At 61.3% G+C, this 14,347-nt stretch carries 14 protein-coding genes and 1 pseudogene; 3 read left to right on the forward strand and 12 right to left on the reverse strand.

Going from position 1 to position 14,347, the window contains the following annotated elements; all coding sequences use genetic code 11:
• Positions 1-74: 74 nt before the first annotated feature.
• Positions 75-542 carry a helix-turn-helix domain-containing protein gene (locus AC0R79_RS09165; protein WP_474734175.1) on the reverse strand — a complete coding sequence of 156 codons (468 nt, stop codon included), beginning with the start codon at positions 540-542 and terminating at the stop codon, positions 75-77.
• An 84-nt stretch (positions 543-626) separates the two neighbouring features.
• Positions 627-719: pseudogene (locus AC0R79_RS09170) on the reverse strand (LysR family transcriptional regulator); the annotation flags it as partial.
• Between the two features lie 102 nt (positions 720-821).
• Between AC0R79_RS09170 and AC0R79_RS09175 the strand changes: the two are divergent.
• On the forward strand, positions 822-1,226 hold the full coding sequence (locus AC0R79_RS09175; protein ID WP_127797314.1) for a type II toxin-antitoxin system HicB family antitoxin: 405 nt from the start codon (positions 822-824) through the stop codon (positions 1,224-1,226).
• Positions 1,227-1,272: 46 nt separating this feature from the next.
• Here AC0R79_RS09175 and AC0R79_RS09180 read toward each other — a convergent pair whose 3' ends face one another.
• Positions 1,273-2,460 (reverse strand): MFS transporter, encoded by a 1,188-nt coding sequence (locus AC0R79_RS09180; RefSeq protein ID WP_085611510.1) that lies wholly within the window; start codon positions 2,458-2,460, stop codon positions 1,273-1,275.
• Positions 2,461-2,701: 241 nt separating this feature from the next.
• On the opposite strand from AC0R79_RS09180, the gene AC0R79_RS09185 reads away from it, so the two are divergent.
• On the forward strand, positions 2,702-3,322 hold the full coding sequence (locus tag AC0R79_RS09185; RefSeq protein WP_085682964.1) for a DUF5666 domain-containing protein: 621 nt from the start codon (positions 2,702-2,704) through the stop codon (positions 3,320-3,322).
• 55 nt (positions 3,323-3,377) lie between these two features.
• Here the strand turns inward: AC0R79_RS09185 and AC0R79_RS09190 are convergent, their stop codons facing one another.
• The 8 genes from AC0R79_RS09190 to gcl form a co-directional block, all read right to left on the reverse strand.
• Complete coding sequence (locus AC0R79_RS09190) at positions 3,378-4,376, reverse strand: sulfate ABC transporter substrate-binding protein (protein ID WP_221534212.1); 999 nt, start codon at positions 4,374-4,376, stop codon at positions 3,378-3,380.
• Positions 4,377-4,482: 106 nt separating this feature from the next.
• Positions 4,483-5,307 (reverse strand): ion transporter, encoded by an 825-nt coding sequence (locus AC0R79_RS09195; protein ID WP_474734178.1) that lies wholly within the window; start codon positions 5,305-5,307, stop codon positions 4,483-4,485.
• 21 nt (positions 5,308-5,328) lie between these two features.
• Positions 5,329-6,243: an urea transporter gene (locus tag AC0R79_RS09200; RefSeq protein ID WP_474734180.1), complete on the reverse strand. Its 915-nt coding sequence runs from the start codon at positions 6,241-6,243 to the stop codon at positions 5,329-5,331.
• 151 nt (positions 6,244-6,394) lie between these two features.
• Positions 6,395-7,810 (reverse strand): pyruvate kinase, encoded by a 1,416-nt coding sequence (gene pyk / locus AC0R79_RS09205; protein ID WP_085710519.1) that lies wholly within the window; start codon positions 7,808-7,810, stop codon positions 6,395-6,397.
• On the reverse strand, positions 7,807-9,081 hold the full coding sequence (locus AC0R79_RS09210) for a glycerate kinase type-2 family protein (RefSeq protein WP_085605834.1): 1,275 nt from the start codon (positions 9,079-9,081) through the stop codon (positions 7,807-7,809). Before AC0R79_RS09210 ends, pyk begins: the two co-directional genes overlap by 4 nt.
• A gap of 177 nt (positions 9,082-9,258) precedes the next feature.
• Complete coding sequence (locus AC0R79_RS09215; RefSeq protein ID WP_085747089.1) at positions 9,259-10,152, reverse strand: 2-hydroxy-3-oxopropionate reductase; 894 nt, start codon at positions 10,150-10,152, stop codon at positions 9,259-9,261.
• A 43-nt stretch (positions 10,153-10,195) separates the two neighbouring features.
• On the reverse strand, positions 10,196-10,978 hold the full coding sequence (gene hyi, locus AC0R79_RS09220) for a hydroxypyruvate isomerase (RefSeq protein WP_007959286.1): 783 nt from the start codon (positions 10,976-10,978) through the stop codon (positions 10,196-10,198).
• A gap of 138 nt (positions 10,979-11,116) precedes the next feature.
• Positions 11,117-12,892, reverse strand: a complete 1,776-nt coding sequence (gene gcl, locus AC0R79_RS09225) for a glyoxylate carboligase (RefSeq protein WP_085747087.1) — start codon at positions 12,890-12,892, stop codon at positions 11,117-11,119.
• Between the two features lie 268 nt (positions 12,893-13,160).
• Here gcl and AC0R79_RS09230 point away from each other — a divergent pair, with 268 nt between their 5' ends.
• A complete protein-coding gene (locus tag AC0R79_RS09230) occupies positions 13,161-13,601 on the forward strand; it encodes a GlcG/HbpS family heme-binding protein (protein ID WP_011333104.1) in 441 nt (146 codons plus the stop codon).
• Between the two features lie 91 nt (positions 13,602-13,692).
• Here AC0R79_RS09230 and AC0R79_RS09235 read toward each other — a convergent pair whose 3' ends face one another.
• Positions 13,693-14,298: a TetR/AcrR family transcriptional regulator gene (locus AC0R79_RS09235; protein WP_007959290.1), complete on the reverse strand. Its 606-nt coding sequence runs from the start codon at positions 14,296-14,298 to the stop codon at positions 13,693-13,695.
• Positions 14,299-14,347 lie beyond the last annotated feature (49 nt).

A 14,347-nucleotide genomic window follows, 5' to 3' on the forward strand; every position in this document is an offset into this window, starting at 1 on the left:
CTGAGTGCCTGGACCGATTTAATCAGGCCTTGTCGTTGCAGTAGATCCGTACAAAGCAGTAAAAGAGGAATGCCTCACTCGTATCCTGTCCTTAACGCCTGAGCTTGCTCTGCGAGAAGCGCCATTGCCTGCTCGCTGGCGGTGTTGCGCCGGGTCTTATAGTCCATCAGATCGGCAAAACGCACACGTCGGTGCTTGCCTGTTTTGTGGTAGGACAACTCGCCGCTTTCCAGCAGTTTTATGAGGTGTGGACGTGAGACGTTGAGGAGGTCGGCGGCTTCCTGGGTCGTCAATTCGGCATGCACCGGTACGACCTGCACCGCGTTGCCGGCTGCCAGTTCCGCCAGAATGTCGATCAGCAAGCGCAGGGCCGAGGTGGGCAGTTCGACGCGATGAGCTTCGTTCTGCTCGTCGAAAATCTGGATGTGCTGAGTCTCGAAATGGGTCGCGAGGTATGCCGCCAGGGCACGCTGCCCTTCAATGGCGGCTTTTACTTCGCGTTCTACGGGGAGGCTGATGGAGGGATGAATAACGGTCGACATGGCGAGTCCGGCTTTGGAAATGAGGAATGCCGGAACGTTATTCGAAATAAGCGAAAATCGCAATAAACGAAACGAGTTTGGGTTTTATGGTTTTTTCGTCAACAACCCCTGCACATATTCAACGAACGCCCGCGCCTTGACACTGGCCAGCCTGCCCGTCGGAAACACCGCCGACAGGTAGTCAAAACATCCTGCAAAACAACCAACGTTGTGTCACAGGCTTCCGCAGACTACTAAAGGTATCTCTAGAGTTACTTTAATGGGCGAGGCAATTTCACAATGCAATACCCAATCTGCATCGAGTGGGGTGACGAGAACACCGCCATCGGGATTCAGATCCCCGATATTCCCGGCGCGGTAACGGCCGGGGATACGTTTGAGGATGCCTACAACGCGGCTGTCGAGATTGCCCACATCATGCTGCAGGAGATCGCGGCGGATGGTGATTCGATTCCGATGCCGACTTCTGCGGCTGCACATCGCAACAACCCGGAGTTCGCGGACATGGGTTGGGGCATGCTCGAGCTGGACATCTCGCCGTACATGGGCAAGACCGAAAAGGTCAATGTGACGTTGCCCGGCTATGTCATCCGGCGGATCGACCGCTACGTGCGTGAGCACAACGTCAAAAGCCGTTCATCTTTCCTGGCGGATGCCGCCATGGAAAAACTGGTCCGGCATTGAGCATCAAGCACTGTCGGATCAGCGATCCGGCAGTGCTTTTCAGATTTTAGGCCGTTGCCAGAACAGGCTTCTGCGAAGCACTCAAAAACCGCACCAGCGCCAGCAGCGGGAACGCGCTGCCAACAATCACGATCCACAACCAGCCGCCATGCTCGTACACCGCACTCGCCACCGACGAGCCGAAGGCGCCGCCGACGAAGATGCTGGTCATGTACAGCGCATTGAGGCGGCCGCGGCTTTTGGCGTCGAGGGAGTAGACCGCGCGCTGGCCGAGCACCATGTTCATTTGTACGCAGAAGTCGAGCACCACGCCGGTCACGGCCAGGCCGATCACGCTGTAGGCCGGGTGGATGAAGGCCGGCAGGAAACTCAGGCTGGCGAACAGCATGGCCAGCAGCGAGGCGATGCGGGTGTGGCCGGCGTCGGCCAGGCGTCCGCTGATCGGCGCGGCGATGGCACCGATGGCGCCGACCAGGGCGAAGATCGCGATTTCACTCTGGGACAGGCCATGGTTGCGCGCCAGTTCCAGCGGCACGGCGGTCCAGAACAGGCTGAACGTGGCGAACATGCAGGCCTGGTAAAACGCGCGCTGACGCAGCACCGGTTGCTTGCGCAGCAGCGTCCACAACGATCCGAGCAACTGACCATACGAAGCACTGTGATCCGGCTGGCGTTTGGGCACGGTCAACGCCAGCACTACGCTGATCGCTGCCATCAAGGCTGCGGCGATCATGAACATCGCCCGCCAGCCGAGATGGTCAGCCACCACGCTCGACACCGGACGCGCCAGCAGAATCCCCAGCAGCAAACCGCCCATGATCCCGCCGACCACCCGGCCACGGGATTCTTCCGGCGCCAGATGCGCCGCCAATGGAATCAGCACTTGCACCGACACCGAGCTGAAACCCACCAGCAACGAGATCAGCAGGAACACATTCGGTTGATCGGTAAACGCCGCGCCGAGCAGGCTGGCAATTGCCACCACGGTGGTGATGATCATCAGACGGCGGTTTTCCAGCAGGTCCGCCAGCGGCACTAGGAAGAACAGGCCCAGCGCATACCCGATCTGGGTCAGCGACACGATGAAACTGGCCATGGTGTCGCTCAGGCCGATGTCCGGCGCGATCAGGCCGATGATCGGTTGGGCGTAGTAGATGTTGGCAACGATGGCGCCGCAGCAGAAAGCGAACAGCAGCACCATGCCTCGGGTCATTGCGTGAGTTGTGGCGGTCATAGGGTTTCTCGATCCAGCGAAAAGGAATGCGGTGAGGCTAAGGGACGGGCCGAGCCGGCAGTAGAGGCTTCTGATCGATATCAGTTATTCCGTTGCGGAATAGGTGGCGCCGAACAATCCATTGTTCATCGGCGAACCTTGCGTCCGACCGTTGAGTGTCGATGATACATTCACTTACATCTTGTTCGATAGCGTGCTTATGTTGTGACCGGGTTTCAGCGTTCATCAACGGAGGATTGCGATGTTTCGTCAGTTGCTTCGCCACACCACAACCATTGCCCTGATCAGCCTGCTCGGCGCCACTGCCGCACAGGCCGCCGAAGCGCCCGGCATGCGCATGGGCGTGCGCGGCGAGATCACCGGGGTCAGCCCCGACTCGCTCAAGGTTCACGTCAACAGCGGTGAAAACGTGGTGGTCCAGTTGACCCCGGACACCAAGGTCCGCGCGGTCACCCTGGCCAACATCGAAGACATCAAGCCCGGCAGCTACATCGGTTCGGCCGCCATTCCCCAGGAAGATGGCACGCTCAAGGCGCTGGAGGTTCATGTCTTCCCACCGGAACTGGCCGGCAGCGGCGATGGCCATCGTCCGTTCGACCTGACCAAGGGCAGCAGCATGACCAACGGCAGCGTCGGCGATCTGGTGGTGAGCAACGGCCGGGTGCTGACCGTCAACTACAAGGGCGGCCAGCAGAAGATTCTGGTGCCGGAGGACGTGCCGATCGTCAACCTGACCCCGGGCGATCGCAGCCTGCTCAAGGTTGGGGTGAAGATCGTCACCTTCGTGACCCAGAGCGCGGACGGCACGTTGACCGCGCAATCGATCTCGGCCGGCAAGGATGGCGTCAAGCCGCCCATGTAGCCGGCCACAAAAAAGGCGACCTCTGCAGGTCGCCTTTTTCATGTCAGCTCACGCCTTACTGGCCGCTGTAGATCTGGTCGAAGATCCCGCCATCGTTGAAGTGGGTCTTCTGCACGGTGCGCCAGTCACCGAAGGTCTTCTCGACCGACAGGAAGTCGACTTTCGGGAAACGGTCGGTGTACTTGGCCAGTACCGCCGGGTCACGTGGACGCAGGTAGTTGGCGGCCGCGATTTCCTGACCTTGCGGCGACCACAGGAACTTCAGGTATTCCTCGGCAGCGGCGCGGGAGCCTTTCTTCTCGACCACTTTGTCGACCACCGACACCGGTGGCTCGGCTTCGGCGGAGACGCTTGGGTAGATCACTTCAAACTGGTCGCGGCCGAACTCGCGGGCGATCATTTCGGCTTCGTTTTCGAAGGTCACCAGCACGTCACCGATTTGGTTGGTCATGAACGTGGTGGTGGCGGCGCGGCCACCGGTGTCCAGCACCGGCGCCTGTTTGAACAGCTTGCCGACGAAGTCTTTCGCCTTGTTCTCGTCACCGCCGTTTTTCAGCACGTAGCCCCACGCCGACAGGTAGGTGTAGCGGCCGTTGCCCGAGGTTTTCGGGTTGGGCACGATCACTTGCACGCCATCCTTGAGCAGGTCCGGCCAGTCTTTCAGGGCTTTCGGGTTGCCCTTGCGCACGATGAACACGGTGGCCGAGGTGAACGGCGCGCTGTTGTTCGGCAGACGGGTGACCCAGTCTTTCGGCACCAGTTGACCGTTATCGGCCAGGGCGTTGATGTCGGTGGCCATGTTCATGGTGATGACGTCAGCCGGCAGACCGTCGATGACCGAACGGGCTTGCTTGCTCGAACCGCCGAAAGACATCTGCACAGTGATGTCCTCTTTGTGCTCGGCTTGCCAGTGTTTCTGGAACGCAGCGTTGTAGTCCTTGTAGAAATCGCGCATCACGTCGTAGGAAACGTTGAGCAGGGTCGGTGCGGCCTGAGCCACGCTGCCGAAGGCAAGACCAGCGGCGAGAAGTGAGGCGCCAAAGAGTTTTTTCACTGCGCATTCCTTGTTCTGTGGGGGTGTTTTTTTACAAAGATGAGGCCATTTGCCAGCGACTATAGCGGGGCCCGCATAGTCGTTTAAAGATTAAAAAGAACTTTGCTTATTCCGTTTTCCTGAACAGCGCATTGCCGCAACGGGAGCAGAACGACGCTTCGTGTTCATGGCTGCTTTTCTTGCACACGGGGCAGTCGTGTTGCAGCTGACCGCCGCGCATGGCGGTGGCCAGTTCAGCGGTGAAAATCCCGGTGGGCACGGCGATGATCGAATAACCAGTGATCATCACCAGCGACGAAATCACCTGGCCCAGCACGGTCCTCGGCACGATGTCGCCGTAACCCACGGTGGTCAGGGTCACGATAGCCCAATAGATGCCTTTGGGAATGCTGGTGAAGCCATGTTCCGGGCCTTCGACCACGTACATCAGGGTGCCGAACACCGTGACAAGGGTGCAGACGCTGAGCAGGAATACGAGGATTTTCTGCTTGCTGCCGCGCAGGGCATCGAGCAGGTAATGCGCCTGTTTCAGGTACGGCCCGAGTTTGAGTACGCGGAAGATCCGCAGCATTCGGATCACCCGGATGATCAGCAGGTACTGGGCATCGCTGTAATACAGCGCGAGGATGCCCGGCACGATGGCCAGCAAGTCCACCAGCCCGTAGAAACTGAAGGCGTAGCGCAAAGGCTTGGGCGAGCAGTAGAGGCGCAGCAAATACTCGCCGAGGAAGATGATCGTGAAGCCCCATTCGATGTACGCCAGCACATTGGCGTAGTTCTGGTGGACTTCATCGATGCTGTCGAGGATCACGATCACCAGACTGGCGAGAATGATCAGCAGCAGGGTCTTGTCGAAACGGCGGCCCGCCACCGTATCGGTCTGGAAAATGATCACGTACAGGCGATCACGCCACGTGTTGTTACCGTTCATGCACATTGCCTTGGCCATCAATCAGCGCAGCCTAGGTTGATTCTCCCCGTTAGCGCAAGGCGCGACGTTGATCTCCGGTTGGCGCATCAGGCGAATGCCGGTGCGCAGCAGCCAGCAGGCGAGAATGAACGGTGCCGTGAGGGTCGCCAGCCCCAAGGCACTGAACAGCGGCGTCAGCAGCAGCGCCAGGCCGATGCCGAACATTGGCAGCCACGGTTGTTGGCGTTGGGCGCTGAAGGCGAGGGCGGCGAGCACCGCGTTGTAGCCACCCAACCCCAGCAGCGCGACCTGGCTGTCGTGGTGCAACAGACTGGAACCCAGACCGATTACCGAAGCCAGCAGCGCCCAGGCAAAGGCCCGGCGATCGGCGATCAGCAAGCCGGCGGCGATCAATCCTCCGGCCAACGGATGGTCGAGGAACATCACCTGACCGAAGCCTTTAAGGGCGGCACCGAGCAGGTTCACGGTATTCAGCTCAAGCGCCGGAGCCGGCGTCGAAGGCTCGGCGAAACACAGGAACACCCAGCTCAACAATACGAACGGCGCCGTGTAGGCGGGCAGGTACTCGGTGAGGCGCGCGCGTTTGAGCCATTGCTGCGTGATCATCGCGCTCAGTCCGCCGGCCGCCAGAATCAGCGGCGGCAGCATCGGCGACCAAGGGAAATACAGGCTCAGCAACAGGCCGACCAGCACGCCGTTGTAGCTGAACAGTCCGGCCTGGCGATCCGCCTTGGCGTAGTTGCGCCGTTGCGCGGTGAGCAAACCGGCAACCGCGCCCAGCAGCGCGCCGGCGAACAGCACCGGCGCGGTGAATAAAATGGCCAGAAGGCACAGGAGTCCACACAGCGGATGGCGCTGGAGGAAGATTTGACTGAAGCCGTTGAGCAAAGCCTCGGCCCAGTCAGGGCAGTGGGTGTTGAAATGATTGGCAGGCATGGCAGGTCATTCGGTACTGATCGTTCCCACGTCGAGGCGTCGAACCGTCTGCGTGGGAATGCCTCAAAGGACGCTCTGCGTCTGCTCTTGGGACGCAGAGCGTCCCGGGCCGCATTCCCACGCGGAGCGTGGGAACGATCTTGGTCAGTGGTTAAATCAATGTTTCGATCCGCAGCGAATTAGTCGATCCCGGCTGCCCGAACGGCACACCCGCGGTGATCAGCAACGTATCGCCACGCTCGGCCATTCCTTGAGCCTGAGCGATTTCCAGCGCGGTCGAGCACACCTCATCCACTTGACGCAGGCGATCATTGACCACCGAATGAATGCCCCACGCCACGCTCAACCGGCGGGCGGTCTGCAGGTTTGGCGTCAGGTTGAGGATCGGCGCTTTCGGCCGTTCCCGCGCGGCACGCAGACTCGATGCGCCGGACTCGCTGTAGTTGACCAGCACCGCCACCGGCAGCACGTTGCTGATCCGGCGAATCGCGCAGCTGATCGCGTCGGACACGGTCGCTTCGGCTTTCGGGCGGCTGACGTCGAGTTGGGTCTGGTAGTCCGGACCGTTTTCGACCTGACGGATGATCTTGCTCATCATCTGCACTGCTTCCAGCGGGTATTCGCCGGACGCGGTTTCGGCCGACAGCATCACCGCATCGGCGCCTTCGGCCACGGCGTTGGCAACGTCAGTGACTTCGGCGCGGGTCGGGGCAGGCGAGAAGCGCATCGACTCGAGCATCTGCGTCGCCACCACCACCGGTTTGCCGAGCTGGCGGCAGGTAGTGATGATGTTTTTCTGGATCTGCGGCACGCTCTCGGCCGGCACTTCCACGCCCAGGTCACCGCGGGCAACCATGATCGCGTCGCTCAGTTCGGCGATCTCGCGCAGTTGCTCGACGGCCGATGGCTTCTCGATTTTCGCCATCAGGAACGCCTTGTCGCCGATCAGTTCGCGGGCTTCGATGATGTCTTGCGGACGCTGCACGAACGACAGTGCGACCCAGTCCACACCCAGCTCCAGACCGAAGCTCAGGTCGCGACGATCCTTGGTGGTCAGCGGGCTCAGGTCGAGTACCGCTTGCGGCACGTTCACGCCTTTGCGATCCGACAGTTCGCCGCCATTGAGCACGGTGGTGTCGATCGCGTCGGAGTATTTGGTCACGACGCGCAGGCGCAGTTTGCCGTCATCGAGCAGCAGATCCATCCCGGCTTCCAGCGCCGCGATGATCTCCGGATGCGGCAGGTTCACCCGGCGTTCGTCGCCCGGCGTCGCGTCCAGATCAAGGCGGAAGGCCTGACCGCGATGCAACTGAACCTTGCCGTCAGCGAACTTGCCGACCCGCAGTTTCGGCCCTTGCAGGTCCATCAGGATGCCGAGCGGGTAGTTGAGCTGGCGCTCGACTTCGCGGATCCACTGATAGCGCTTGGCGTGGTCGGCGTGATCGCCGTGGCTGAAGTTGAGGCGGAAGATGTTGACCCCGGCCTCGACCAGCTCGCGGATGTCTTCGATGCCGTCGACGGCAGGCCCGAGGGTGGCGAGGATTTTGACCTTTTTATCAGGCGTCATGATTTAGAGCTCTCGAGGATCAGGATGGCGCGGAAGTCGTTGACGTTGGTGCGGGTCGGCTCGGTGACGATCAGCGCATCGAGCGCCTCGAAGTAGCCATAGCCGTTGTTGTTATCCAGCTCGTCGCTGGCGCTCAGGCCCAGGGCGGCGGCGCGGGCGTAGCTGTCCGGGGTCATGATCGCGCCGGCGTTGTCTTCCGAGCCGTCGATGCCGTCGGTGTCACCGGCCAGCGCATAAACGCCGGGCTGACCTTTGAGGCTGTCGGTGAGGCTCAAGAGGAATTCGGCGTTGCGTCCGCCACGGCCATTGCCGCGCACGGTCACCGTGGTTTCGCCGCCGGAGAGAATCACGCACGGCGCCGCCAGTGGCTGGCCGTGATGAATGATCTGGCGCGCGATGCCGGCGTGGACTTTCGCCACTTCACGGGATTCGCCTTCCAGGTCGCCGAGGATCAGCGTGCTGAAACCGGCCTGACGGCATTTCACTGCCGCGGCATCCAGCGATTGCTGAGGGCGGGCGATCAACTGGAAGTGACTGCGGGCCAGGCTCGGATCGCCGGGTTTGACGGTTTCCGATTCCGGGCTTTGCAGCCAGGTGCGCACGGAGGCCGGAATCTCGATGCCGTAGCGCTTGATGATGGCCAACGCTTCGGCGCTGGTGCTCGGGTCGGCCACGGTCGGGCCGGAAGCGATGACCGTGGCGAGGTCACCCGGTACATCGGAAATCGCGTAGGTATAAACAGTCGCTGGCCAGCAGGCCTTGCCCAGGCGTCCGCCCTTGATCGCCGAGAGGTGCTTGCGCACGCAGTTCATCTCGCCGATGGTCGCGCCGGATTTGAGCAGGGCTTTGTTGATCGATTGCTTGTCGGCCAAGGTGATGCCTTCGGCCGGCAGCGCCAGCAGGGCAGAGCCACCACCGGACAACAGGAAAATCACGCGGTCGTCTTCGGTCAGGTTGCTGACCAGTTCCAGCACGCGTTTGGCCACGGCCAGACCGGCAGCATCCGGTACCGGGTGCGCGGCTTCGACCACTTCGATTTTTTCGCACGGGGCGCCGTGACCGTAGCGGGTCACCACAAGGCCCGAGACTTCACCTTCCCAGCAGCGCTCGACCACTTGCGCCATGGCCGCGGCAGCCTTGCCGGCGCCGATGACGATCACGCGACCTGTGCGATCGGCCGGCAGATGCGCTTCGAGGACCTGGTTCGGATGGGCCGCGTCGATGGCTGTGGCAAACAGCTCGCGCAGCAGTTGTTGCGGATCGACCGACATGGCGGGCTCCCATTCTTATTGTTCTTGGTTAGTGCGGGTGATCGTTCCCACGCTCTGCGTGGGAATGCCTCAATGGACGCTCTGCGTCCGCTTCGGCAGGGACGCGGAGCGTCCCGGGCTGCGTTCCCACGCAAACGGTTCGACGCCTCGACGTGGGAACGAGCGACGGGGCAGGGCTTACTTCTTGTCGCGAATCGAGAAGTTGGCCATGTGTTCCAGGCCCTTGATCAACGCCGAGTGGTCCCAGTTGCTGCCACCGATGGCCGCGCAGGTGCTGAACACTTGCTGGGCGTTGGCGGTGTTCGGCAGGTTGATGTTCAGCTCCTTGGCGCCTTGCAGGGCCAGGTTCAGGTCCTTCTGGTGCAGGCTGATGCGGAAGCCCGGATCGAAGGTGCCTTTGATCATGCGCTCGCCGTGCACTTCGAGGATCTTCGAGGAGGCGAAACCGCCCATCAGCGCTTCACGCACCTTGGCTGGATCGGCACCGTTTTTCGAAGCGAACAGCAGCGCTTCGGCGACGGCCTGAATGTTCAGGGCAACGATGATCTGGTTCGCCACCTTGGCGGTCTGACCGTCGCCATTGCCGCCGACCAGGGTGATGTTCTTGCCCATGGCCTGGAACAGCGGCAGTGCGCGTTCGAAGGCATCGGCGTCGCCACCGACCATGATGCTCAGGGTCGCGGCCTTGGCGCCGACTTCACCACCGGACACCGGAGCGTCGAGGTATTGCGCGCCTTTCTCGTTGATCTTCGCGGCGAAAGCCTTGGTGGCGGTCGGCGAGATCGAGCTCATGTCGATCACGACCTTGCCTTTGCCGATGCCGGCAGCGACGCCGTCCGCGCGGAACAGCACGTCTTCGACCTGCGGGGTATCCGGCACCATGACGATGATGAATTCGGCTTCTTGAGCCACGTCACGCGGGTTGGCCAGAGCGACGGCGCCAGCGGCGACCAGGTCGGCAGGGGCGGCGTCGTGGTGCGCCGACAGGAACAGGCTGTGACCGGCTTTCTGCAGGTTCGCCGCCATTGGGTGGCCCATGATGCCGGTGCCGATGAATCCGATTTTAGCCATGAGAAATTCCTCTTGTTTTTGTCTTGCTCAAGCAAATAGGGGGTCAGATCGCGTTGTGGGTCTTCAGCCAGCCGAGGCCTGCTTCAGTGGTGGTCAGCGGTTTGTATTCGCAGCCGACCCAACCCTGATAACCGATGCGATCAAGGTGTTCGAACAGGAAGCGGTAGTTGATCTCGCCAGTGCCCGGCTCGTTGCGGCCCGGGTTGTCGGCCAGCTGCACATGGTTGATCTCGGCCAGGTGCGATTGCAGGGTGCGGGCCAGATCGCCTTCCATGATTTGCATGTGATAGATGTCGTATTGCAGGAACAGATTGGCGCTGCCGACCTGCTCGCGAATCGACAGGGCCTGCGCCGTGTTGTTCAGGTAGAAGCCCGGGATGTCGCGGGTGTTGATCGCTTCCATCACCAGTTTGATGCCGACGGCTTGCAACTTGTCGGCGGCGTACTTGAGGTTGGCGACGAAGGTCTTTTCAACGGTGGCATCGTCCACGCCCTGCGGACGGATACCGGCCAGGCAGTTGACCTGGGTGTTGCCCAGAACCTGCGCGTAAGCGATGGCCAGGTCGACCCCGGCGCGGAACTCTTCGACCCGGTCCGGCAGGCACGCGATACCGCGCTCGCCCTTGGCCCAGTCACCGGCCGGCAGGTTGAACAGCACCTGGGTCAGACCGTTGGCGTCGAGTTTGGCCTTGATTTCGGCGGAGCTGAAATCGTACGGGAACAGGTACTCGACACCGCTGAAGCCAGCCTTGGCGGCGGCGTCGAAACGGGCAAGGAAATCCTGTTCGGTGAACAGCATGGACAGGTTGGCTGCGAAACGCGGCATGGTGGTCTCCCGTTCTAGATTCTCGTTCCCACGCTCTGCGTGGGAATGCCTCTATGGACGCTCTGCGTCCGCTTTGGGACGCAGAGCGTCCCCGGCTGCGTTCCCACGCAGAGCGTGGGAACGATCAAGCAAAAGCAATCAGTCGAGCAGCGAAATCGCGGTAGGCGCATCGTTGCCGACCAGCGCCAGGTCTTCGAATTCGTTGACGGCGTTGATCTCGGTCCCCATGGAGATGTTGGTCACACGCTCCAGAATGATCTCGACGATCACCGGCACCTTGAACTCTTCGATCAGCTCTTCGGCCTTGCGCAGGGCAGGGGCGATGTCAGCCGGTTCGAACACACGCAGCGCTTTACAGCCCAGGCCTTCGGCGACTGCGACGTGGTCGACACCATAACCGTTGAGTTCCGGCGCGTTCAGGTTATCGAAGGACAGCTGCACGCAGTAGTCCATATCGAACCCGCGCTGGGCCTGACGGATCAGCCCCAGGTACGAGTTGTTCACCACGACGTGGATGTACGGCAGTTTGAACTGAGCGCCGACCGCCAGCTCTTCGATCATGAACTGGAAGTCATAGTCCCCCGACAGGGCCACGACTTTACGGTTCGGATCGGCCTTCACCACGCCCAGCGCTGCCGGAATGGTCCAGCCCAACGGGCCGGCCTGGCCGCAGTTGATCCAGTGACGCGGCTTGTAGACGTGCAGGAACTGCGCGCCGGCAATCTGCGACAGACCAATGGTGCTGACGTAGCAGGTGTCCTTGCCGAACACCTGGTTCATTTCCTCGTAAACGCGCTGCGGCTTGACCGGCACGTTGTCGAAGTGGGTCTTGCGGTGCAGGCTGGCTTTGCGCTGCTGGCAGTCTTGCAGCCAGGCAGAGCGGTTTTTCAGCTTGCCGGCGGCTTGCCATTCACGGGCGACTTCGATGAACACGGTCAGCGCGGCAGCGGCGTCGGAAACGATGCCCAGGTCCGGGGTGAACACGCGGCCGATCTGGGTCGGTTCGATGTCAACGTGAATGAACTTGCGGCCTTCGGTGTAAACGTCGACCGAGCCGGTGTGACGGTTGGCCCAGCGGTTGCCGACGCCCAGTACCACGTCGGATTTCAGCATCGTGGCGTTGCCGTAACGGTGCGAAGTCTGCAGACCGACCATGCCGACCATCAGCGGGTGATCGTCCGGAATGGTGCCCCAGCCCATCAGGGTCGGGATCACTGGAATACCGGTCAGCTCAGCGAACTCGACCAGCAGCTCGCTGGCGTCGGCATTGATGATGCCGCCGCCGGCGACCAGCAATGGACGCTCGGCCTGGTCCAGCATCGCCAGGGCTTTTTCGACTTGCACACGGGTCGCGCTCGGCTTGGCCAGCGGCAGTGGCTGGTAAGCGTCGATGTCGAATTCGATTTCAGCCATCTGCACGTCGAACGGCAGGTCGATCAGCACCGGGCCTGGACGGCCGGAGCGCATTTCGTAGAAGGCTTTCTGGAAGGCGTAAGGCACCTGGCCCGGCTCCAGAACGGTGGTCGCCCACTTGGTCACTGGCTTGACGATGCTGGTGATGTCGACGGCCTGGAAGTCTTCCTTGTGCATACGGGCGCGGGGTGCTTGCCCGGTGATGCAGAGGATCGGAATCGAGTCCGCGGAGGCGCTGTACAGACCGGTGACCATATCGGTACCGGCCGGGCCGGAAGTACCGATGCACACGCCGATGTTGCCGGCCTTGGTGCGGGTGTAGCCCTCGGCCATGTGCGAGGCGCCTTCAACGTGGCGAGCGAGGACGTGATCGATGCCACCGACTTTCTGCAAGGCGGAGTACAGCGGGTTGATTGCAGCGCCTGGAATGCCAAAAGCGGTATCAACCCCTTCACGGCGCATCACCAGAACGGCGGCTTCGATTGCTCTCATTTTGCTCATGGTTTTGTGCCTCTTTACGTTTTGTAATTGTATACAAGTGGCTTTGCGCAGAGTGTATTCACGGCGGACGGCGCAGGTCAATCCATTTTCTCAAGCGCCTGTTTCATTCGTCGGAAGCCTGTTCTGCTGTGGCTTTTCGTCGCATGAGGCGCTTTTCGAGAATTATTGTATACAAAAAAATAATTCATTGTGTTCTATTTGTTGCATCGGGCTGCGGCACAAACGCGCAGCCCAACGACTTTCCCAATAACAAAATGAGGACGGCACCATGAGCGCTTTAACCTTGAAAGTCGCAGTCAAGCTGGTCAACGAAGCCATCAATGCAGGGCGGGCCATCTCCGCCGCGCCGCTGACCATCGCGGTACTGGATACCGGCGGCCATCTGGTCACCTTGCAACGCGAAGACGGCGCCAGCCTGCTGCGCCCGAACATCGCCATCGGCAAAGCCTGGGGCGCCATCGCCCTGGGCAAGGGCTCACGCCTGCTGGCGCTGGACGCGCAACAACGCCCGGCGTTCATCGCCGCACTCAACAGCATGGGGCAGGGCAGCGTCGTGCCGGCACCGGGTGGTGTGCTGATTCGTGATCAGGCGGGCAACGTGCTGGGTGCGATCGGCATCAGCGGCGATCTGTCGGACATCGATGAACAGGTGGCAATCAAGGCCGTAGAGGCCCTGGACCTGCGTGCGGATGCGGGGGTGGCGGCTTAAGTGACTAAAACCGAATAGTCGCTGAAACGCACAAGCCCGCCCTCACAGGATGATGTGAGGGCGGGCTTGTTTGTGTCTGGAGGTGCGGACTTCAGTCCGGCTCGCAGCCCTTGAGCACCAACCGGATGATGGTTTGTGCTGCCGCTTCATAGTCGGCTTCGTCGAGCTTGTCCTTGCCGGTGACGGCGGAGATCTGCCAGTCGAAGTCGGCGTAGGTCTGGGTTGCGGCCCAGATGCTGAACATCAGGTGGTTGGGGTCGATCGGGGCGATCTGGCCGCGGTCGATCCAGGTCTGGATGCAGTCGATGTTGTGCTTGGCCTGGCCGTTGAGCTGCTCGACCAGGTCGGCGCTCAGGTGCGGGGCGCCGTGCATGATTTCGCTGGCGAACACCTTGGAGGCGAAGGGCAGGTCGCGGGAGATGCGGATCTTCGAGCGGATGTAGCCGCTCAGCACTTCGCTCGGTACGCCGTCCGGGTTGAACGGGGTCGAGGCCTGCAGGATCGGCACGATGATACTTTCCAGCACCTCGCGGTAGAGGTTTTCCTTGGACTTGAAGTAGTAATAGACGTTGGGCTTGGGCAGTCCTGCCTTGGCGGCGATGTCGCTGGTTTTGGTGGCAGCGAAGCCCTTGTCGGCAAACTCTTCACTGGCTGCACGCAGGATCAGTTCTTTGTTGCGCTCGCGGATTGTGCTCATAAACCCGGTGGTTCCTTGCCTGTTCTGGCGGTTGCGCATGGTAGCACCG

Source organism: Pseudomonas sp. HD57-3 (assembly GCF_056113135.1).

Coding starts and splice junctions, on each gene's coding strand:
- AC0R79_RS09165 (WP_474734175.1), bottom strand. CDS start 542: ATGTCGACCGTTATTCATCCCTCCATCAGCCTCCCCGTAGAACGCGAA.
- AC0R79_RS09175 (WP_127797314.1), top strand. CDS start 822: ATGCAATACCCAATCTGCATCGAGTGGGGTGACGAGAACACCGCCATC.
- AC0R79_RS09180 (WP_085611510.1), bottom strand. CDS start 2,460: ATGACCGCCACAACTCACGCAATGACCCGAGGCATGGTGCTGCTGTTC.
- AC0R79_RS09185 (WP_085682964.1), top strand. CDS start 2,702: ATGTTTCGTCAGTTGCTTCGCCACACCACAACCATTGCCCTGATCAGC.
- AC0R79_RS09195 (WP_474734178.1), bottom strand. CDS start 5,307: ATGAACGGTAACAACACGTGGCGTGATCGCCTGTACGTGATCATTTTC.
- AC0R79_RS09200 (WP_474734180.1), bottom strand. CDS start 6,243: ATGCCTGCCAATCATTTCAACACCCACTGCCCTGACTGGGCCGAGGCT.
- pyk (WP_085710519.1), bottom strand. CDS start 7,810: ATGACGCCTGATAAAAAGGTCAAAATCCTCGCCACCCTCGGGCCTGCC.
- AC0R79_RS09210 (WP_085605834.1), bottom strand. CDS start 9,081: ATGTCGGTCGATCCGCAACAACTGCTGCGCGAGCTGTTTGCCACAGCC.
- AC0R79_RS09215 (WP_085747089.1), bottom strand. CDS start 10,152: ATGGCTAAAATCGGATTCATCGGCACCGGCATCATGGGCCACCCAATG.
- hyi (WP_007959286.1), bottom strand. CDS start 10,978: ATGCCGCGTTTCGCAGCCAACCTGTCCATGCTGTTCACCGAACAGGAT.
- gcl (WP_085747087.1), bottom strand. CDS start 12,892: ATGAGCAAAATGAGAGCAATCGAAGCCGCCGTTCTGGTGATGCGCCGT.
- AC0R79_RS09230 (WP_011333104.1), top strand. CDS start 13,161: ATGAGCGCTTTAACCTTGAAAGTCGCAGTCAAGCTGGTCAACGAAGCC.
- AC0R79_RS09235 (WP_007959290.1), bottom strand. CDS start 14,298: ATGAGCACAATCCGCGAGCGCAACAAAGAACTGATCCTGCGTGCAGCC.